We start from the raw sequence: 18,069 nt of genomic DNA on the forward strand, positions 1-18,069 counted from the left end.
ATAAACCTAATTACTAACACTCTACTTGCTCTAGTTTAAATTTATATAATTGAAGTTAAAAAAATAAATATGCCTCAATATCAAATCTTTGGAAATGATTTACAATATCTAAAAGTCATCTTAGCTCCAGGTGAAGGAATATATGCTGATGCTGGGCACATGATAGCAAAACAAGCTTCTGTTACGCTTCAAACAAGACTAAGAGGCGGAATACTCAGTGGATTAAAAAGAGTTTTAACTGGTGGCTCATTTTTTGTTACTGAATTTTACGGTCCTGGAGAGTTATATTTATCTGGTATTTTTCCTGGCAAAATTATCCAAATTCCTTTGGAGGGAAGAGGAATTTTAGCTGAAGCACATACTTTCCTTGCAGCTGAAAATAGTGTAAACTATAATACACAATTGGCAAAGCTTACGGCTGGATGGTTAGGTGGCGAGGGACTTTTCTTAGCTAAATTTAGAGGATTTGGGAATGTATTTCTACATTCTTATGGAGATGTCATAGTGAGAGATCTAGCTCCTGGAGAAATTTTACAAGTTGAGGCATCTCATCTAATGGCATTTCAAGAAGGAATGAACTATGATGTTCAGTTAGTGGGAGGATTAAGATCAATATTCTTTGCTCATGAAGGCTTATTCTTTGTGACTATTCAAGGCCCAGGTAGAGTATGGTTACATACACTAACAGCAGAACAATTGGCTTCAGCACTAATACCATTTTTGCCTCAAGGACAGCAAGGGGGAATTAATTTACCATTTTAAAAGTTTTTAATTTTTCTATGTTTTGATAGCTTATGAGAGTAAGTATAATAGGAGTAGGTAAGATAGGTTATGCTATTTTAAAAGGAGTAAAAAGCCTTAATGTTGAAATCATAGGTACTGGAAGAAGTGAAGAGACCTTAGATAAAATTAAAAAAGAAGGCGTAGAGGCTACTAGAGACAATGAGTATGCTATAAAAAAGAGTGATATAATTATATTGGCTGTAAAACCTCAACATTTCCATTCCATCTTAGACAAGGTAAGTAAAACTGCATGGGAGGGTAAAAAAGTTGTTTCAGTTATGGCTGGTATAAGGATTTCTACGTTAACGAGGCTGACGAATGCTAAAGTGTATAGAGCTATGCCTAATATAAATGCGGTCATTGGTAAGGCTACAACAGCATTAGCTGAAGAAAGAGATGAGGAAGTTGAAAGAATTTTTAGGACTATTGGAAACGTTTACTGGATTCCAGAGGAATTGTTTGATGCATGGACAGCAATAATTGGTAGTGGTCCAGCGTTTGTTGCAGAGATAATAGATGCATTCGCATTAGGTGCTGTAGCATGTGGAATGCCAAGAGAACTTGCCTATCAAGCAATATTAGATATGGTAGAAGGTACTGTATATACTTTAAGAAAGGATAAAACTCATCCAGTTCTATTAAGAGATCAGGTAACTACTCCTGCCGGTACCACTATTAGGGGGTTAATGGTTATGGAAAGTGAGGGAATAAAATCAGCTATTATTAAGACTATTGAGGCTGCATATCAAAGGTCAATGGCTATCGGTAAAGAGATCGATAAAATGTATTAAGCTTATTAGTAATGAAATCGAGTATTACCTTATGATAGTCATATCATCACTTTTAGATAAAAGAATGAGTGATCACAATCTTAATGCTAAAGATGTTATTGATGAGATTCTACCAAAGTTACTCAGCTCTGTCCACATGTTTAGAAGTAAAGGCGTTATTTACGCTGCTACGTTCACTAACAAGTACATATGGACTATGAAGATAAATACTCAAATGTTCTCTATCGAAATTTGTAAATATAAGTATAAGTACTGGGAGCTTCCAGATCTTAACATTAAAAAAGTTGAATGTTATAGATTAATGGGAGAATTACTTGATTATGTTAGACAGAAATTAAACTCAGTAATCGCTCCTAGCAATATCTCTTAATCTTTCGTCCCCCTTAATCTCTTTTATAAAACTGTAGACACTTTTAGGAACTAGTTCGCTCCAACTTTCATTATTTTCCAACATTAACTTTCTTATTTTAGTAGCATTATACATTTCCCTGTTAAACATTGGAGGTAGATCTACTATATATCCAGCTTCTCTAGCATTAGATATAACCAAAGGATTTCCGCTTACTACTACATCAAATTTGGGTGAATATAGTTCTAAGTTTCTAATCCATAATCCGCTAGTAAATGAATCCATTATTGGAAAGAATATAACTCTAGTGAAATCTACGTTAAATTCTTTGAGTCCTTTTTTAATCATAAGGATTCTTTCTCCTGCTGTAAAAGGATTATATATAGTATGACTATCTTTCCCGCTTCCTACAACTATAATTAGTTCGTCATATTTGCTGAGTAACCATTCTATTACAGCTAAATGACCTAAATGGAAGGGCTGAAATCTTCCTGGAAATACAGCTCTCATTTCTTTTCCCACGATTTATATGCTAATTCAACATACTTATTAGGGTTCATAATATCGTAAGGATCTATTAGATCTTTAATCCCCTTCATTATTTTAAGTACTTCTTCACCATTATGGCTGACAATTTGTTCTGCAAGTAGCTTAGCTTTCTGATAACCAATTCCATGTTCACCAGATACTGAACCTCCTAGATCTATAGCTATTTTTGCTACTTCCTCAAAGATTTGTTCAGCTAAAGAAGTATCGCTAAGCATAATGTTAGGATGAAGGTTCCCATCCCCTATGTGAGCTATTACGGGCATTCTGATACTATATTTTCTTTCGATCTCTTTTAATCTCTTTATAGCATCAATTAATTTAGATACTGGAACAACTATATCTTCAACAAACATATACTTGCTCTCAGCCCTTATCGCTATAGCTGATTGAGCCCTAATAGAATAGATTTTTTCAGCCTCTTCTCCTTCAGCAATAATGTAGTCCCTTCCTTTTAATATATCTTTTAATTCATCAAGATAATCCTCCTCAACAGATATGATAAAGGCACCTCCTTCACTTTCTTTCAATCCAGCATTTAAATTCTTATTTAAAGCTCTTATAACATCTATGTCGATATATTCGGAAATTTCTGGTAAAATTCTCCTCTTCCTTAGCTCAACTATAGTTTCAGCTGTATCTTCAAGACTTTTCATATAAGCTAAAACTGTATATATTTTCTTTCTTGGCAAGGGCGTAATCCTTAACCATATTTCCGTTATAATTCCTAATGTTCCTTCACTTCCGACAAAGAGATGGACTAGATCATATCCCCCTCTATTCTTTCTTAATGGTTCACCAACCTTAATGACTTTTCCGTTAGGTAAAACAACTTTTAATGCTAAAACCCAATCCCTAAAAGTTCCGTATTTTACACCTCTCATTCCTCCAGATGAATTTGCTGTTGCGCCTCCTACAGTACATAAGAAAAAGCTAGCTGGATCTGGGGGAAAGAAAAAGCCTTTCTTATTTAATTCCTTATTTAAATATTCAAGGTTAACTCCAGGTTGTACATGAGCATACCAGTCTATCTCGTTTATTTCTATTATCTTATTCATGTATTTGCTCATATCAAGAAGAATACATCCTTCACACATTAAATGTCCAGAAAGGCTTGTCCCAGCACCCCAAGTTACAATAGGTGTTTTAGTCTCTCTGGCATAATTAACTACTTTGACAATTTCCTCTTCATTCTTTGGGTAAACAATTATTTTAGGTTTAACCTTAAATCCTACAAAATCTTCTCTTTCTTCTCCTTGGGTATATTCAATTCCTTCAAGCACAATTAATCATTATAATACTTTGTAATAATTTTTTTGATGTTTTCGATTCTCTCTTTTATTTCCTTTTCACCTGGTTGCCTGTCTATCAACGAGTATACTGAAGATAAATAAGAGCTTAAACCTAATTTTTCCGCTATCTTTTCCATGCTTTTTGGTGTCCATTTACCCTCGTTTTCGTTTTTAATTGCTTCATCAATTTTTTTAGATAAAGCTAGTGAGCGTATTATAAGTTCTACTGATTTACAAAGCTTATCGACTGCCTCACTTAAATTTCCTCCTTTAAGAAGTTCACATGCTCTCTCTAAAGTTATTTGACTTAACTCAGAATAAATTTTGGGTTTTAAGTCATCATTAATGTTAAATGAGCTTAGAACTAGTTCTGCAATATCAGCCTCATCAACGTTCATTCGTATTAACTCTTTAACGAGTGTTGGCGGTAATCTCACAGAATAGTAAAAATTTGCCGGAATTAAAAAGCGTTTATACTGTTAAAGATGCATGATAAGGGACATTAAAGGCAGAATTTACAAGTAATCTACTATATATTTTTTTAATTAAAATATAATTTCTGTTAAAATCTAGTAATAATTTGATTCCTTCTTTTCCCTTATCAAATCTCAGTATACCACTATTATCACCAGCCTCCATAATGCACAGAACACCTTGAGAGTAATATTCTCTATTTAAATGAAGAAAATGAGTTACAGCATTCTCAGCTGAAATCATAGCACTCCTAGCCGTTTTAGCTGGAATCATACCCTTAGCTAAGTCTCCAAGAGCATAAATTCTATCGCTATGTAAAAAGTAAGGTAATTTTACTGGGACAAAACCAGAATCGTCAGTTAAACCGGATTTTATTATTACTTCTGGGGCTGAAAGAGTTGGAAGTACAGATATAACGTCAGCCTCAATCTCCTGATCATTACCTAAAATGACCTTGTTCTTCCTTATTTCCTTTACATATGTACCTTTTATCACTTTTATACCTCTTCTCTGAAAATATCCGTTTGCTTTCTCAGCAATCTTATCATTTTGTAAAATCCCAAATACTCCCTTAGGACTTTGAGTAACTAAATAGACTTCTCCCTTTATTCCTCTCTTTCTTAAAATATACTCAGAAATTAGGGCAACTTGATAAGAGGGTCCTTCAATTGGACTATTTCTAGCATTACCAACTAAAATTCTTACACCGTCTTCGGCACTTTCCAAAGCTTTTTTCAATCCTAAAAAGCCCTCAAGAGTGTGATGCATAAACGCAAACTCATGTCCTGGTATTTTCTCAAAGTTTTCCTCATAAGCACCACCCAATGCAATAAATAAATAATCGTAATCGAAAGTACCCTTAGTGGTTTTAACTTCTCTAGTTTGTGGTAAAATTTCAGTCACTTCTCCCTCAACGAAATCTATGTTTTTTACTCTTAATGCTTCTTCAGCATTAAATTCAGTATCCTCAATTTTAACCTCGTTAGTAAGTAATAAGGGAAAAATAGTATTCTCTCTGACTGTTTTACTTCTTGAGATAACTGTGATTTCGGCGTTTGAAAACTCCCTAATCCTATGTGCAACTGTTAATCCCGCATAACCCGCACCTAAAATTAGAATTTTCATACTTTAATGACTATTTATGAAAATAATAAGCTAAACGGTATATGTAGATTAACAAATACTTCTAGTCACTCCTCCAACTCTTAAAAGAGATTGTTTTTCATTCCATTACCTTTTATTACATAATTTGGCAAAAGTTTAAATTAGTTCGGGAGGATACTAATTTATGAATAAACTCGCAACGGTAATTATAGCAGTATTATTAGTAGGAATAATTGCCGGAGTTCTTATTTTTACAATAGGAAAAGCTAATGTAGTAAAGGCAAACAATTCAAATACTATTAACTACCAAACTTTGGGAACAATAAAAATATATAATGTGTCAGCATTAACACCATTTCTTTCAAATTATGTGAACTCCTCTTATGTTAAGCTCGCTTCAGACGTAGTTGAGTACGGTATACTTAATTTCATCAAAATCAACACTAGTAAAGCTGTAATAGGCTATTTCAAGGCTGGTCCTTTATCATCATTAGCTTTCTATCAAATAAATTCTACATTAACCTCGCACGGTTTTAAGTATGCTGAATATAAGACCCTACTTTATGATTATAACTTAACAACCGCTGTAGGATTTGATGGGAATTACTTTTATCTAGTCCATCAAAATTCCTCGAATGAGAATTTGACATTAACCTTACTCTATTACCTATACACTAGCAATAAGACTTTCTCTCCATCATCGACAAACATAATAGCAAGTGGTACGTTTAGTAAAGGTAACTTTACTGCATATTCGAAGAATTCCTCAATAATAATTCAAGGATATTTTAGTGCAAGCTACAACAATTTAACAAAGATCCTTAGATTCTTTAACTTCACCACGACAAACTTCACAATAGCAGGTAAAGTTATCTTTAAGAACTCTACTGTTACAGTGTACTCGATTACTACGTTTTATAACAATAAATCAAATTATGTTATGATAGGTGTTAAGGAGATAAATTCGAACCTTGTGTATTCTGTAGGAATTATATCATCTCAAGAAATAAGTGAAAATGAGGTTTTGAGCTTACTATAATAAATATTTTAGTCTCTTTTTTGATATTTAACTGTGAATTTCAAAGTCATAAAGTATTTTCTTCTTTCTAGGTTTACAAAGCCTTTCATCCTAGGCACTTTAATATTTCTATTCTTTATTATTATTACATATTCAGCATTAGCTAATAGCATTTTTGAACCCAGAATTTTTAATAGTTTAAAAATAAATTTTGCTGAATTTGTGACTTTCTTTGTTATCTTTAGCGGTTTTTCTTCTACAGTACAAAAAGCTGATTATGATTTTCTTTTTACATCTCCTCTAAAGAAGGGTGAAATATCATTACTATATATGATAGCTTCAATACTCTTAGGTGGAGGATATTTTATTGTTCTAGGGATTATGTTTTTGTTTATTTACTCTATGCCACTAAGTCTTTTAACGCTTTTGTCTTTTTCTATCTTCGGTATTGCTGTTAGTAGTTTATCTCTAGTTAAAGAGAAGATTTATCTTATCGTATTTACAGCAGTTTGGGTTTGGTTCCCATTTTTCGGAATACAATTTTCTCCTACATCAATATTATTCGGAAAACCATATTTAGGAATTATCTCTTCTCTAGTATATTCTATTCCAGTTATATATAGATCACTGTCAGATCCCCAAATTCAAGTTTCAAGCCAAAAGGGGGAAATAGCAAAGAGTATTATAAAATATAGTAATAGTAAAAACTTTCTTATAAAGCATTTCATTTTAACCTACGAATTTGCTTGGGGTTACGGGAATTCGTTATCTGGTAGAAAACTTTTCTATTATGTTCTATATTTTCCAAAAGTAATTGCCATCTCTGTTTTATTTGCCATAGTATATTATAGCATCTTTAAACTAGTTGATTTCACCTTTTATGATATTGTAGCACCATCTGTTGTAATTTTAGCATTTTTAATGAGTATGGGAATTTATGCAATATCCCAAGAAAGACCCTGGATTGTTTTTGTTTCGTTGGATAGGGGATCATATTTATCAAAAAGAATTTTATTTAAGTCTCTTCAGAATTCTCTAATCGCACTTCCCTTTGCTTTATCAGATATAGTATTAGGGTATCCTTCTTTAGGAATTACGTTGTTTTTCGGATCATTAATGGGCTACTCCCTCACTTCTTATCTCTCCAGTAAATTAAACCCTATACAATTCAGAGGAGAGGTATACAATTATAGAGCGGGAAGCGGTATGTTACTGATTATTTTTTCTGAGTATATGGTAATGGGAGTTTCCGTTATCTCTGCTTTATCCTTAACATCCTCACTTGTTTTTACTGTTATCTCTATTATTATCACTATCTTAGTTATCAGAAAGAAGAACTGGGAAACTATTTCCTATGAGCTAATTGAAAAGGGTTTTGTATGACTATATAAACTATATAGTGTTATATAGTTTTTATAGTTTATTTAGGGATATCTATTTACCCGTTAAAGAAACTTTAGACATAAGATATAAAAGAAAAAGGTATAATACTATATCTTATGATAAAGATTCTTTTTTTAACTAATGATAAAAAGTTCTACTATGATGGCAAAAGAATAAAAGAAGTAAAATACATAAAAGATCTAAACGGAGCTGAAGTTAGGTTTGCAAGGCCAATGATAGTATATGATGTTGATTTACCCCTCTCATATTTCGTAGAAGAGTTGGGAAATTTTACTTTAGGAGATTATACCCTTACTCAACTTACACAAATTCTTTATTTTAATAATTCTATAGTCTATGTAAACCACGAAAAAAAGGAGATTGAAATACTCGTGGAAGGTGGAAAAGTAATAAAACTTCCTTACTCTTCGCTTCCCTTCCTAAGGTATTACTTAGCAAAGATAGGAAGAATATTACTAGAAAGTATCTCATTCGAGTATCTCGAAACTCTTTCCGACTCCAAAATCGATGAATTGTTCCTTAGTGATAAGACTCTTGGCGAGATTACCAGAACAGTGAGAAGGGGCAATTTTAGAGGCTTGAGAAGAAAGCTTATTAATAACATCCTTAACGTGTTGATCATCAGAAGAAAGCAAATGAAATCCTCCTAAAACAGCGTATATTTTATCTACACCGGTAACTTCTTTTGCATAATTTATAATATTTAGGATATTAGAATGACCACAACCAGTTAAAATAACAAGTCCCCTAGGAGTATTTATAAATAATGCAATATCATCATATAGCTTATCTTCCTCAACACCCTCTTCTGATGCCTTAAATAATCCAGAATTATATTCCTTATATCCATATCTCTTTACTTCACCGCTAAACATAACCCCTTTAGTAAACTCTAATGGCTTTTTAGTAAGTATTAAATTGAAATTTTTCTCTAATTCCTCCCTTGTTAAAGGTAATCCTATATACTGTAATCTCCTACTCCAATTTAGAAACTTCTTCTCAGTGATAGAAGGATGAGCAATCAATGTTTTTCTTTTCAGAAGTTCAAGAAGTTCCTTATTTCCTAAACCACCAGTATGATCTGAATGACCGTGACTTAAAACTACATAATCAACTTTTGATAAATCTATACCTAAGAGTTTGGCATTGTGAAGTACTGGTAATCCAGAATTTCCTACGTCATACAATATTCTGATCTGATCAGCTTCAATATATGCCGAGAATCCCCATTCACCAATTAGCGGAGGAATTATTGTGCTAGTGAAATTGTCGCTTAAGACCGTTATTTTTAACTTTTTAACTTGTTCCATAAACTTTTTTCTTTTTGATAGTTTATATTTCTAAAACCCTGGAAGTTTTGCTTTTATCTTTAATTTATTTAACGCTCCCCACATTGCAGCAACATTTTCTGAAACTACTGGCATATCTAAATCCTCATGTAAGTATTGAACAGCTTCATAAGTTGAAAGTGCTGTACAAGCAATATATACTGCATCAGCCTTAAGAACTTCATCTAAGTGCCTTTTTACTAACCTATATATTGTGAAAATTGGTGTATTTGAGATGTCTATTCCTCTAATTTTCCCCAATCCATCATAGCCAACTATTTCAAACCCCTTATTTCTCCACCATTCTACTTCTTCCAAAGTCCTCTCCTTTATATAAGGAGTTCCTATCCAAAGTTTTCTAACATTTAATTTCTTAAGTAGTTCATATACAGATTCTTCAGGTATAACTACATCTTTTATTACCCTCTTTATAACATGAGCATGTTTATGAGTACCATAAGTTCTACCGTAAATAATTGTGTCTGAGACTTCAGCTAACAAAGAGTAAGAGTATTTCAGTTCTTTCTCAAATTCCTCTAAATTTTCCGGTTCGCATCCCCTAGTAGGCTTCATTCTCGTTGAGTGTATAGAAACACCTTCTGGTGCCATTTTCCATAAATCGTATTCCATTCCTGCATTATTAGCTGGCAATATAACTCCTATTCTACCTCTTCCTCCAGGCATTGTAACTTTTTTATTATATGTAACTATAAAAGTTCTGTGAGTATTAAGACAAAAATTAGAAAAGCAATAAAGGATTTTTTTCAGTATGAGAAGGAAGGAGATAAGAAGATCTTAAAGAAAGCTTTATCTCATATCAAGTTCGAGAATGGTTATTTTATTATTAGAGATGAGAAGATTAAAGCGGATAAAGAAGAAGACGTAATTGGAGTCTTTCTTGCTAATATACCATATATAGTACTAGGGAAAGGCGAGTTGCATTGGGATTTACCAGATAAAGTGATAAAAATTCAAAATAGTGCGCTGAAACTATTGGAATGTGGACTAAATGATGTTGCAACATTGGAAATTTATTTAGTTATGGAAATGGCTTTGAGATCTTTATATTCAGAATATGTTAAAAGCGGGGTAATTATTCAATATAAGGATAAGAAAATTAAAGTTAATAATATAGATTATAGGCGCTTAAAACTTTATATAAGAAGAAAAGGGTGGAGCAAGTATAAGGTTAGAGTTAATGGAGAGGTTTTCCCTTATTCTCAAGGTTCATTATTAAGTTGGGCTGAGAAATTTATGGATGATAAATTAAGTTTTGCTTTTAGGCTATCTGTAAATGTTAGGAATCTTTTAGCTCACGGAGAGGTAGAATGGGACTTATTTCCTACAGTAAGAAGTCTAGAATCAGCCTCTCATGCTTCATGGTTAGTATTTCAGAAACTAAAAACTTACATGAAATCTTAACTACTTTTAAAATATGTTTTCCTTAACATATTATGAAATGGAAATAAATAAGTTTGTTTAATACTTACTTATATATTCACTTAAAAAATCGTAGTACCATTCTCTTGTTTGTATATAACTTAAATTGAAGGAAAAGAGTTTCACTGAAATTCCTTTTAATAACGATGGGATTTAGAAGTAAAATTTATAAGTTTCTTTCGGTTATTAGTATTTGATGACAGAAGCCCAAGTTGGAAGAAAAAAGAGGACTAGGTATGAAATAATACATGATATACTATCTCAATGCGAGAATGGAGCAAAGAAAACTTGGTTAATGTATAAGGCAAATCTAAGCTATGAACTAACAAACAACTACATAAACAAGTTAGTAGAAAAAGAGCTAATTGTGCAAAAAGATGGTCTATATTATTTAACTGATAAGGGCAGAAAATTACTAGATCTCCTCAAGGACTATAAGGAGAAGAAATCTGGTTTAGATAAGGTAGTTGCCCAAATAAAAGAGATCTACGGAGAAGACTAAATTTTTTAAAACTAAGCTTTTTATTTTTCTTTCTCAATACTCCTTTATGAACGTTGTAATTTTTGCTTCAAGTAGAGAAGCAGATATGGAAGAACCAGTTTTTTGTGATAGAGACAGTGTTAAAGTGGATGTAAGTAAATGTACTGGAAGGAGTATATCAGTTACACCTTTTATAGCTAGGTATCTAAAAGACCTCGGATTTCATGTCACTGTTATTGATCCCTTTGCTGATGATACTCCATATGAAGCTGATAACGTAATAAAAGGTACCAGTTTTCAAGTACCCGATGAAATAGTAAAAGATGCTTATGTAATAGTAGCTACAAGGCACGTCTATGATACCTGGGCCATAATGAAATCTATTTTAGGAGGTGCTAAAGAGATTTTTGTTATCATGAGTATAAAGAGAGCTAAAGTAATAATGAAAAGGCTTTTACAAGCCGGAATTTCTAAGGAACATATAAAAAGATTAAGAATACCAGCCGGATTAGATATTGGTGCAAAGAATGAAAAAGAGATTGCTTTAAGCATAGTTGCAGAAATTCTAGCTGTATCCAGGAATGCCAGTGGCAGACCTCTTTCTGAGATTAAGGAATTCAGTAAAGTAGTAGAGGAATTAGAATAATTTTGTACCGCAGTTAAGGCAGAATTTAGCTCCAGGAGGATTTTGATAACCGCATTGTGGGCATCTGATTCCGGCAGTTTGTGCCATTGGTTGGCTCATTGGTTGCTGAGGAGTTGGCATAGGTTGTTGTTGCATTGGTAAAGGCATATCATACATTCCATCGGTTATTTGCTTATCGATTGTTCCAAACAGTCTATGGTTTATTAGTTCTCTACCTAAAGGTCCTATATGTTCTTCTTCAACAATTATCGAAAACTCATTTGGATAACCCCTAAGCCTTACTATAACATTTTCAACATGATGAAGGTGACCTTTTTTCATAGCCCTTATTTCATAATCATAGTACTGCGGCATACCGGGTTGCATCATCATTGGTGTAGTTAATTGCATAACTTGACTTTCCCAACCCTCACTTAGAAAGAGGTTATTAATTTCTTGGGCTAAAAGGGGTATGTTAACATATCTACCAGTATAGGTCTTCTGCATAATTAAGAATAATGTGAAAAGTAAATAAACCTTTCCCTTTCATAAAACCTTATGTTTACTTATACTTTACTATCAGAATATTTTTAATTAAAACATTTGAAATAAAAAAAGATTAAAGTGAGGCTCTTATTTGTAATTATTAATTCGAAAAGTGTTTCTCTATACTACGTTAAAAAACTAAAAAGTTTTAATGAAAATATCAAAAATGCTTATAACCAATTTAGAATTAAATGGTTATCGATGGAAATTCAAAAAACCTTTTCCCAAACTAATCTTATAAAGTTATCAATAATACTAATCAGTTTTTCCATCATTCTATTATCGTTGCACCCGTTTGGACAAACATCATCAAATACTACAGCAGAAATACAGAGTTTAAATCAAAGTATTTTAGCTTTAGAAAATCATACAGCAGATTATCCATCTGCAGCGGTTCCTAGCTGGTTAGATACTGGTAGTAACGCATGGATGCTTACGGCTGCAACATTCGTAGGTCTTCAAAGCGTTCCTGGTGTAGCACTATATTATGCTGGATTATCTAAAAAGAAATACGCTGTAAATTCTGCATTAATGGTATTTTATGCTTTTGCTGCAGTTTTAGTTGTTTGGATGATAGCTGGCTATAATGCTGGTTTTGGTCATCCCGCATTACTTAGTATTAATGGTTATGGAATTTTAGGTTATCCAGTTCCAGCATGGTTAGGCCATTATGAAGCTAGTCAAACAATATATGGGCCAACTGGAACGCCAGTGGATATTCCAACATCTACTTACATATTCTTCCAGTTTGTCTTTGCTGCAATAACTCCAGTATTATTAGCTGGCGGAGTATTAGAGAGAATGAATTTCAAAGCATGGATGATATTTGTACCCTTCTGGAGTTTATTAGTATATAGCCCAGTAGCTTATTGGTTATTTGCAGGAGGATGGTTATACCAACTAGGAGCAGTAGACTTTAGTGGAGGATATGTAATTCATGTAGATGCTGGTGTTGGTGCGTTAGCTGCTGCATTAGCAATAGGTCCCAGATTAGCATCTGAAAGAAAATTAGAAGCTCATAGTCTACCATTGGTTCTTGCAGGAGCTGGGTTAATTTGGTTAGGATGGGATGGGTTTAACGGTGGTGATCCAGGCGGTGCAACAATTGATGCTGCAATAGCCGTATTAAACACAAATATTGCAACAGCTGTGAGTGCAATAACCTGGATGTTAATGGATATGGCATTCTTTAAGAAGCCGACATTAGTAGGTGCAACAAGTGGTGCAGTAACTGGATTAGTAGCTATTACACCAGCTGCAGGATACGTAAATGGTTGGGAGGCAATACTTATTGGAATTGCATCTGGAAGCATACCGTGGTTATCTCTATATAAATTTGAGCCTAGACTAAAAGTTGATGATACATTAGGAGTATTCTCCACCCACGGTATTGCAGGAATAGTAGGAGGATTACTAACTGGTGTGTTTGCAGATCCCAATGTAACTAAATATGTATTACCGGGTTTAACTGGTGCATTATATGGTAATTTCTATCAGTTAGGAATACAAGCCGCAGCTGCTGCTATAGTATTTGTTTATGATTTTGGAGTAACTTTTGGCTTATTGAAGCTAATAGGATTGTTCGTACCATTGCAAGCACCGCCAGATACATTGGCAATTGGTGATTATGCAATGCATGGAGAAGTAGCATATTCTGAACTATTAGCTACTTTACCAGAATCTCAGATAAAGAAGGAAGAAATTAGGGAAGAGGCACCAGAAGAGAAAGAAGATCCAGATAAGAAAAAATCTGACTGATTTTTATTAAGATACAATTCTTTATTTTTTCTAGTAAAAAGATAATTCTTTGGTAACTTTTTATAAACTCTAATATTTTCCAGATAATACTTTCTATAAAATCATACAAAAAAGAAGAAGCTCGCGTTTAATTTCAAGAATAGATCTCATATTAGATATAGAGATAGAACTGTATATCTTATAAAAGTGTCATTATAAATAGGATGAAGGCCCATAAATATGAATTATGAGAAATTATAGTTGGATCAAAATTCCTCATAAACGTCAATGAATTTTTATACCACTCCTCATACTCCTTTTTTGTTACAACGTGAAGTTCTAGCGGATCTCCAAAACCTATCTTCTCTTTAATTAGCGAGGATATTACAGCTTTATCCCAGGCACTCTTTCCCTTTTCAGTTATAATAAGTACATCTATATCACTATCAATTCTATAGTTTCCTCTAGCTATTGAACCGAAGAGTATTACTCTACATTCTGGGTCAATATCCTTAACACATATTCTTTTTATTTTTCTAACGTAGTCCCTAGCCTTAGTCAGGATCTCCTTTCTCTCACTCCACCACTTATATAATTCCCAATACGTGTAGGATCTCCTCGACCACTTTCAAAGCTTTCTCAACAGTATTTTCCTCATATCTATAAGGTAAATATCTTGCTGTAATATATGACTGTTCAATCAGATCTAAAAGTACATCTTGCTCGTTTATTATCCTCTCTAATTCTTTATTTTTTGTTATTTCAATAACTTATTTCATTAACCTCTTCACGTCACGAGTCTTTTCAAAACTTCCGGTAAGTTGATAAAGCGTATATTTCAGAGAAAGTTGTAATGCTTGTTCAAGGCTAAACATTGCAAGATTATATTTACCCTTACTTAGGTTATCCTTAGCGTTAGTAAAGAAATCAATTGCGTTCTCTTTTAAGTATTCTGCCATAGAATAAAATTACAACATATCTTTATTATATTTAGCTTAGGAAGAAGAATATCTAAGATTTGGAAGGGATCTAAAAGACGGAAAGGTTTAGGGCGAAGTAGAAAACGTTCTTCATAATATAATGAAGATAAAACTCAGAGAGAAAATAATTATACTGCCTGAGTTAAATTACTTGCATTTCTACAAATTTTAGTATATAGCAATATCTTAATCTAGTGTATAATCGTTAATAAAGAAAATGCCTTTTAATAAATTTATGTTAAATAACGGCTTTATTAAAGATATACATCAGTATATCTTTAAAAAGTTAAATTAGATGTCTACTAGTTTCTAAGAAATACAGAGTTTAAATATATTATTTTCAAGAGATTTTTATCATATATAGAAAATATTTTACTTATACTTAGGAATTAGATTTTCCTTAATATCATTAAGTAGTGTACTACTTTTTTGCACTTAAATTATTCAAATTAGAGGTCTTATTAAGTTGAAAGCAAAAGTCTTATGTAAAGGAATTTATAATAGTTAGTATATACCTAAATAACTTATGGATCTAAATGTACTTCTGAAAAAGTTTTCTGAATTCAAGTATGTTGAGGTAAGGGAACATAAAATAAGTTCTACACACTTCTTTGTTATTAATGGTTCCCCTGCTGGTTTAGCTAGTGTAAGTCATTCTGGTTACAGTGTTAGAGCATTTAAGGATTCTGCTATGTACTTTACTTCTTCTTCAGATGTAGAGGATCTATCTCCTTTGTCATTTTCTTTAAAAGAATGGGAAAAAGGCTACTCTGTGGATCAGAGAACAAGCGGGGAATACTCAGTCAATGAAAAGGAGAAAATAAAAGATGTACCACTTGAAGAAAAACAGAAAATTTTTGTTGAAATTTCTAATAGTCTAAAAAATATAAAGGTTAATTCCAGGATAGTTTCTGTCATTTTCAGTTATTCTGAATCAGTTGAGGAGAAGAATATTTTGTTTGAAGACGGTACTACTGTTCATGGGTTAGTGCCAAGAATTCATGTCTCGGCAAGTGTTTCAATGGTTAGTGATAAGGCTAGTGCAACATTTTATGAGGAATTTGGAGGTAGTGGAGGTTTTGAGTTGATAAAAATTTGGGACATAGAAAATGTATTGGCTGAGAAAATCAGAAACATTGATGAAATACTTACAAAGGGTAAAGGAGTTACACCAGGTAGGAAAGATGTAATATTCAGTAATATGTTATCTGGTATAATGGCTCATGAGTCTGTAGGTCATCCATTTGAGGCTGACAGAGTTCTTGGTAGGGAATCGGCTCAAGCTGGTTTAAGTTATTTAGTTAATAGAAATTTTGGTGAGAAAATTGGTTCTGACATTGTTAATGTTATTGATGATCCAACGCTTCCTAACAGTTCTGGTTTTTACTTAATTGATGATGAAGGTATTAAGGCTAGGGCGAAGTTTTTAATAAAAGATGGAAAGATAAACGAATTACTTCAAGATCGATTTTCAGCATATAAATTCGGTGTGAGTAGTAATGGTTCTGCCAGGGCTTCAAGATTTGATAGAGAGCCGTTAGTTAGGATGTCTAACACTTTCTTTATGCCTAGTAATTTTACATTTGATGAGCTTCTCGAGGATGTTAAGGACGGTATTTATCTAAAATCCTATATGGAATGGAATATTGATGATCTGAGAATTGGTCAACGCTATATAGGTCTGGAAGCTTATGAAGTTAGAAATGGTGAAATTAAAGAACCATTATTATTCCCTGTTATTGAGGGCACAACTTTTGAATTCCTATATTCAATCGACGCTATAGATAATACTTTAAAGTTTTACTACGGTACTTGCGGAAAAGGAGATCCGGATCAAGGTATCCCAGTTTGGATGGGTGGGCCAAATATGAGATTAAGGAATATTTCCGTAAAGGTGAGAGGTTATGAATGAGGAACTAATTAAGCTAATGGAAAGTTTAAAAGACTTTGATGAAGTTGGTATATTTCAACTTAAGACTAGGAAATTGTTAGTTAAGTTTGTTTACAGTGAAATTGTAGAAGTTCAAAGGCTTGTGAATACTGAATTAAATGTTATAGTAAGAAAAGGGAATAAGTATTTAGCAGTGTCTTCAAATGGTGAGATAGATGTTGAAAAAATTAAGGACATGTTTAATGTAGTCAAAGAAGCCTTCCTAACACCAGTTTTTAGCGACAATGACAGAGAGCTAAAATCTATCAGTTATTCTAACCTAAAAGATATCATCGAGAAAGGTGACATAAGTTCTATTGTTGAAAACATTTACTCCTCTGAGTTTCCACTATCTGGAATACTTCAAGTGAGTGAGAATTCTCTCTCTTTGGTTACTTCAAAAGGTTTTAACGGATTAACTGTAAAATATTCAGCGGATGGATACTTTAGGGCTTTTAATAAGAACTATTCCGGCCAATGGGCTTTCTATTCAGATTCTTTATCACCTTTAAAGGACAGCATAAAACAAGCAAATGTCTTAGCTTCAATAGATGGAGAGACAAAGGTTTATGATGGAAAATACGATGTAGTACTTTCACCGCTTGTTGTTGGAAACTTAATGAGTGATTTTAGTTATTTCGCTTCAGCATTCAGTGTATATACGGGTTCATCATTCTTATACAATGTAAAGCAAGGTGATAAGATAGCTAGCGAGAAGTTAAGTATTTACGATGTCCCTAATAAGTTAGGTACTAGAGAATTTGATGATGAGGCAACGTTTACTTACGACAAACCTTTAATAGAAAATGGTATATTTCAAACGTTACTTTATAATAATGAGCTGGCAAAATTAATGAATGCTAAGTCAACTGGAAATGCTGGTATTATTTCTCCGATTTCTTTTGGAATTGAAGTTAAGGGTGGTAATGTAAAGTTTGATTCTCTTCTTTCTGGTAATGTAATCTTTATCAATAATAATTGGTATACTAGGTATCAGAATTACTTAGAAGGAGCTTTCTCAACTGTTTGTAGGGATGCCGTAATTGTATATAAAGATGGTAAACCCATAGGTAATGCTGGAAGGATTAGGATTTCTGATTATATTCCTAGAATTTTAAAAAATATAGAAGAAGTTTCTAAAGAGAGTTTTGCTGTGAAATGGTGGGATGCCCCATTACCGACGATATCTCCCTTTGTCCTAGTTAAGAATGTAAATATAACTAGGGCTTAGTATTTTTTTA

Annotated in this window: 19 protein-coding genes and 1 pseudogene; 11 read left to right on the plus strand and 9 right to left on the minus strand. The window is 32.9% G+C overall.

All coding sequences use genetic code 11. The features are described from left to right. The first annotated feature begins 69 nt into the window (after nt 1-69). Genes D1869_RS03075 through D1869_RS03085 form a run of 3 tightly spaced genes read left to right on the plus strand, consistent with a single transcriptional unit; the run spans nt 70 to nt 1,944 of the window. Nucleotides 70-762, plus strand: a complete 693-nt coding sequence (locus tag D1869_RS03075) for a TIGR00266 family protein (protein ID WP_156013860.1) — start codon at nt 70-72, stop codon at nt 760-762. A gap of 32 nt (nt 763-794) precedes the next feature. Further along, nucleotides 795-1,574, plus strand: a complete 780-nt coding sequence (proC, locus tag D1869_RS03080; RefSeq protein WP_156013861.1) for a pyrroline-5-carboxylate reductase — start codon at nt 795-797, stop codon at nt 1,572-1,574. A gap of 31 nt (nt 1,575-1,605) precedes the next feature. Continuing rightward, nucleotides 1,606-1,944 (plus strand): hypothetical protein, encoded by a 339-nt coding sequence (locus D1869_RS03085; RefSeq protein WP_156013862.1) that lies wholly within the window; start codon nt 1,606-1,608, stop codon nt 1,942-1,944. On the opposite strand, the gene D1869_RS03090 is transcribed toward D1869_RS03085, so the two are convergent. From D1869_RS03090 to D1869_RS03105, 4 genes are read right to left on the minus strand one after another with little or no spacing between them, the layout of a single operon-like run. Then, nucleotides 1,915-2,433 (minus strand): nicotinamide-nucleotide adenylyltransferase, encoded by a 519-nt coding sequence (locus D1869_RS03090; RefSeq protein WP_156013863.1) that lies wholly within the window; start codon nt 2,431-2,433, stop codon nt 1,915-1,917. The genes D1869_RS03085 and D1869_RS03090 overlap by 30 nt on opposite strands. Continuing rightward, complete coding sequence (locus tag D1869_RS03095) at nt 2,430-3,752, minus strand: FAD-binding oxidoreductase (RefSeq protein WP_156013864.1); 1,323 nt, start codon at nt 3,750-3,752, stop codon at nt 2,430-2,432. Before D1869_RS03095 ends, D1869_RS03090 begins: the two co-directional genes overlap by 4 nt. A 2-nt stretch (nt 3,753-3,754) precedes the next feature. Then, nucleotides 3,755-4,198 carry a PaREP1 family protein gene (locus D1869_RS03100; protein WP_156013865.1) on the minus strand — a complete coding sequence of 148 codons (444 nt, stop codon included), beginning with the start codon at nt 4,196-4,198 and terminating at the stop codon, nt 3,755-3,757. Nucleotides 4,199-4,232: 34 nt separating this feature from the next. Then, nucleotides 4,233-5,360, minus strand: a complete 1,128-nt coding sequence (locus tag D1869_RS03105; RefSeq protein ID WP_156013866.1) for an NAD(P)/FAD-dependent oxidoreductase — start codon at nt 5,358-5,360, stop codon at nt 4,233-4,235. A gap of 163 nt (nt 5,361-5,523) precedes the next feature. Between D1869_RS03105 and D1869_RS03110 the strand changes: the two genes are divergently transcribed. Both D1869_RS03110 and D1869_RS03115 read left to right on the plus strand, forming a co-directional pair. Beyond that, entirely contained in the window at nt 5,524-6,378 is an 855-nt protein-coding gene (locus tag D1869_RS03110; RefSeq protein WP_156013867.1) for a hypothetical protein, read from the plus strand. A gap of 33 nt (nt 6,379-6,411) precedes the next feature. Continuing rightward, nucleotides 6,412-7,740, plus strand: coding sequence for a hypothetical protein (locus D1869_RS03115; RefSeq protein WP_156013868.1), 1,329 nt, complete (start codon nt 6,412-6,414; stop codon nt 7,738-7,740). A gap of 488 nt (nt 7,741-8,228) precedes the next feature. On the opposite strand, the gene D1869_RS03120 is transcribed toward D1869_RS03115, so the two are convergent. Together D1869_RS03120 and D1869_RS03125 are read right to left on the minus strand one after the other, a co-directional pair. Then, nucleotides 8,229-9,071, minus strand: coding sequence for an MBL fold metallo-hydrolase (locus D1869_RS03120; protein ID WP_156013869.1), 843 nt, complete (start codon nt 9,069-9,071; stop codon nt 8,229-8,231). 30 nt (nt 9,072-9,101) lie between these two features. Next, entirely contained in the window at nt 9,102-9,773 is a 672-nt protein-coding gene (locus D1869_RS03125; RefSeq protein WP_156013870.1) for a maleate cis-trans isomerase family protein, read from the minus strand. A gap of 36 nt (nt 9,774-9,809) precedes the next feature. Between D1869_RS03125 and D1869_RS03130 the strand changes: the two genes are divergently transcribed. The 3 genes from D1869_RS03130 to D1869_RS03140 all read left to right on the plus strand — a co-directional run bounded on the left by D1869_RS03130 (nt 9,810) and on the right by D1869_RS03140 (nt 11,656). Further along, on the plus strand, nt 9,810-10,511 hold the full coding sequence (locus D1869_RS03130) for a hypothetical protein (protein ID WP_156013871.1): 702 nt from the start codon (nt 9,810-9,812) through the stop codon (nt 10,509-10,511). Nucleotides 10,512-10,725: 214 nt separating this feature from the next. Then, nucleotides 10,726-11,031: a winged helix-turn-helix domain-containing protein gene (locus D1869_RS03135; RefSeq protein WP_010978640.1), complete on the plus strand. Its 306-nt coding sequence runs from the start codon at nt 10,726-10,728 to the stop codon at nt 11,029-11,031. 46 nt (nt 11,032-11,077) lie between these two features. After that, nucleotides 11,078-11,656 carry an XdhC family protein gene (locus D1869_RS03140; RefSeq protein WP_156013872.1) on the plus strand — a complete coding sequence of 193 codons (579 nt, stop codon included), beginning with the start codon at nt 11,078-11,080 and terminating at the stop codon, nt 11,654-11,656. Here D1869_RS03140 and D1869_RS03145 read toward each other — a convergent pair. Further along, nucleotides 11,648-12,142, minus strand: coding sequence for a zinc ribbon domain-containing protein (locus D1869_RS03145; protein WP_156013873.1), 495 nt, complete (start codon nt 12,140-12,142; stop codon nt 11,648-11,650). The two genes, D1869_RS03140 and D1869_RS03145, sit on opposite strands and share 9 nt — an antisense overlap. A 240-nt stretch (nt 12,143-12,382) precedes the next feature. On the opposite strand from D1869_RS03145, the gene D1869_RS03150 reads away from it, so the two are divergent. After that, nucleotides 12,383-13,939 carry an ammonium transporter gene (locus D1869_RS03150; RefSeq protein WP_156013874.1) on the plus strand — a complete coding sequence of 519 codons (1,557 nt, stop codon included), beginning with the start codon at nt 12,383-12,385 and terminating at the stop codon, nt 13,937-13,939. A gap of 178 nt (nt 13,940-14,117) precedes the next feature. Here the strand turns inward: D1869_RS03150 and D1869_RS03155 are convergent, their stop codons facing one another. Both D1869_RS03155 and D1869_RS03160 read right to left on the minus strand, forming a co-directional pair. Further along, nucleotides 14,118-14,483 carry a nucleotidyltransferase domain-containing protein gene (locus D1869_RS03155; RefSeq protein WP_338056349.1) on the minus strand — a complete coding sequence of 122 codons (366 nt, stop codon included), beginning with the start codon at nt 14,481-14,483 and terminating at the stop codon, nt 14,118-14,120. Between the two features lie 22 nt (nt 14,484-14,505). Beyond that, a pseudogene (locus D1869_RS03160) lies at nt 14,506-14,877 on the minus strand (HEPN domain-containing protein). A gap of 547 nt (nt 14,878-15,424) precedes the next feature. On the opposite strand from D1869_RS03160, the gene D1869_RS03165 reads away from it, so the two are divergent. Both D1869_RS03165 and D1869_RS03170 read left to right on the plus strand, forming a co-directional pair. Continuing rightward, nucleotides 15,425-16,810, plus strand: coding sequence for a TldD/PmbA family protein (locus D1869_RS03165; protein WP_156013875.1), 1,386 nt, complete (start codon nt 15,425-15,427; stop codon nt 16,808-16,810). Beyond that, nucleotides 16,803-18,059 carry a TldD/PmbA family protein gene (locus tag D1869_RS03170; protein WP_156013876.1) on the plus strand — a complete coding sequence of 419 codons (1,257 nt, stop codon included), beginning with the start codon at nt 16,803-16,805 and terminating at the stop codon, nt 18,057-18,059. Before D1869_RS03165 ends, D1869_RS03170 begins: the two co-directional genes overlap by 8 nt. Nucleotides 18,060-18,069 lie beyond the last annotated feature (10 nt).

The organism is Sulfurisphaera ohwakuensis, assembly GCF_009729055.1.
Classification (GTDB): domain Archaea; phylum Thermoproteota; class Thermoprotei_A; order Sulfolobales; family Sulfolobaceae; genus Sulfurisphaera; species Sulfurisphaera ohwakuensis.

Coding starts and splice junctions, on each gene's coding strand:
- D1869_RS03105 (WP_156013866.1), bottom strand. CDS start 5,360: ATGAAAATTCTAATTTTAGGTGCGGGTTATGCGGGATTAACAGTTGCA.
- D1869_RS03120 (WP_156013869.1), bottom strand. CDS start 9,071: ATGGAACAAGTTAAAAAGTTAAAAATAACGGTCTTAAGCGACAATTTC.
- proC (WP_156013861.1), top strand. CDS start 795: ATGAGAGTAAGTATAATAGGAGTAGGTAAGATAGGTTATGCTATTTTA.
- D1869_RS03165 (WP_156013875.1), top strand. CDS start 15,425: ATGGATCTAAATGTACTTCTGAAAAAGTTTTCTGAATTCAAGTATGTT.
- D1869_RS03145 (WP_156013873.1), bottom strand. CDS start 12,142: ATGCAGAAGACCTATACTGGTAGATATGTTAACATACCCCTTTTAGCC.
- D1869_RS03125 (WP_156013870.1), bottom strand. CDS start 9,773: ATGCCTGGAGGAAGAGGTAGAATAGGAGTTATATTGCCAGCTAATAAT.
- D1869_RS03135 (WP_010978640.1), top strand. CDS start 10,726: ATGACAGAAGCCCAAGTTGGAAGAAAAAAGAGGACTAGGTATGAAATA.
- D1869_RS03110 (WP_156013867.1), top strand. CDS start 5,524: ATGAATAAACTCGCAACGGTAATTATAGCAGTATTATTAGTAGGAATA.
- D1869_RS03170 (WP_156013876.1), top strand. CDS start 16,803: ATGAATGAGGAACTAATTAAGCTAATGGAAAGTTTAAAAGACTTTGAT.
- D1869_RS03140 (WP_156013872.1), top strand. CDS start 11,078: ATGAACGTTGTAATTTTTGCTTCAAGTAGAGAAGCAGATATGGAAGAA.
- D1869_RS03150 (WP_156013874.1), top strand. CDS start 12,383: ATGGAAATTCAAAAAACCTTTTCCCAAACTAATCTTATAAAGTTATCA.
- D1869_RS03085 (WP_156013862.1), top strand. CDS start 1,606: ATGATAGTCATATCATCACTTTTAGATAAAAGAATGAGTGATCACAAT.
- D1869_RS03075 (WP_156013860.1), top strand. CDS start 70: ATGCCTCAATATCAAATCTTTGGAAATGATTTACAATATCTAAAAGTC.
- D1869_RS03090 (WP_156013863.1), bottom strand. CDS start 2,433: ATGAGAGCTGTATTTCCAGGAAGATTTCAGCCCTTCCATTTAGGTCAT.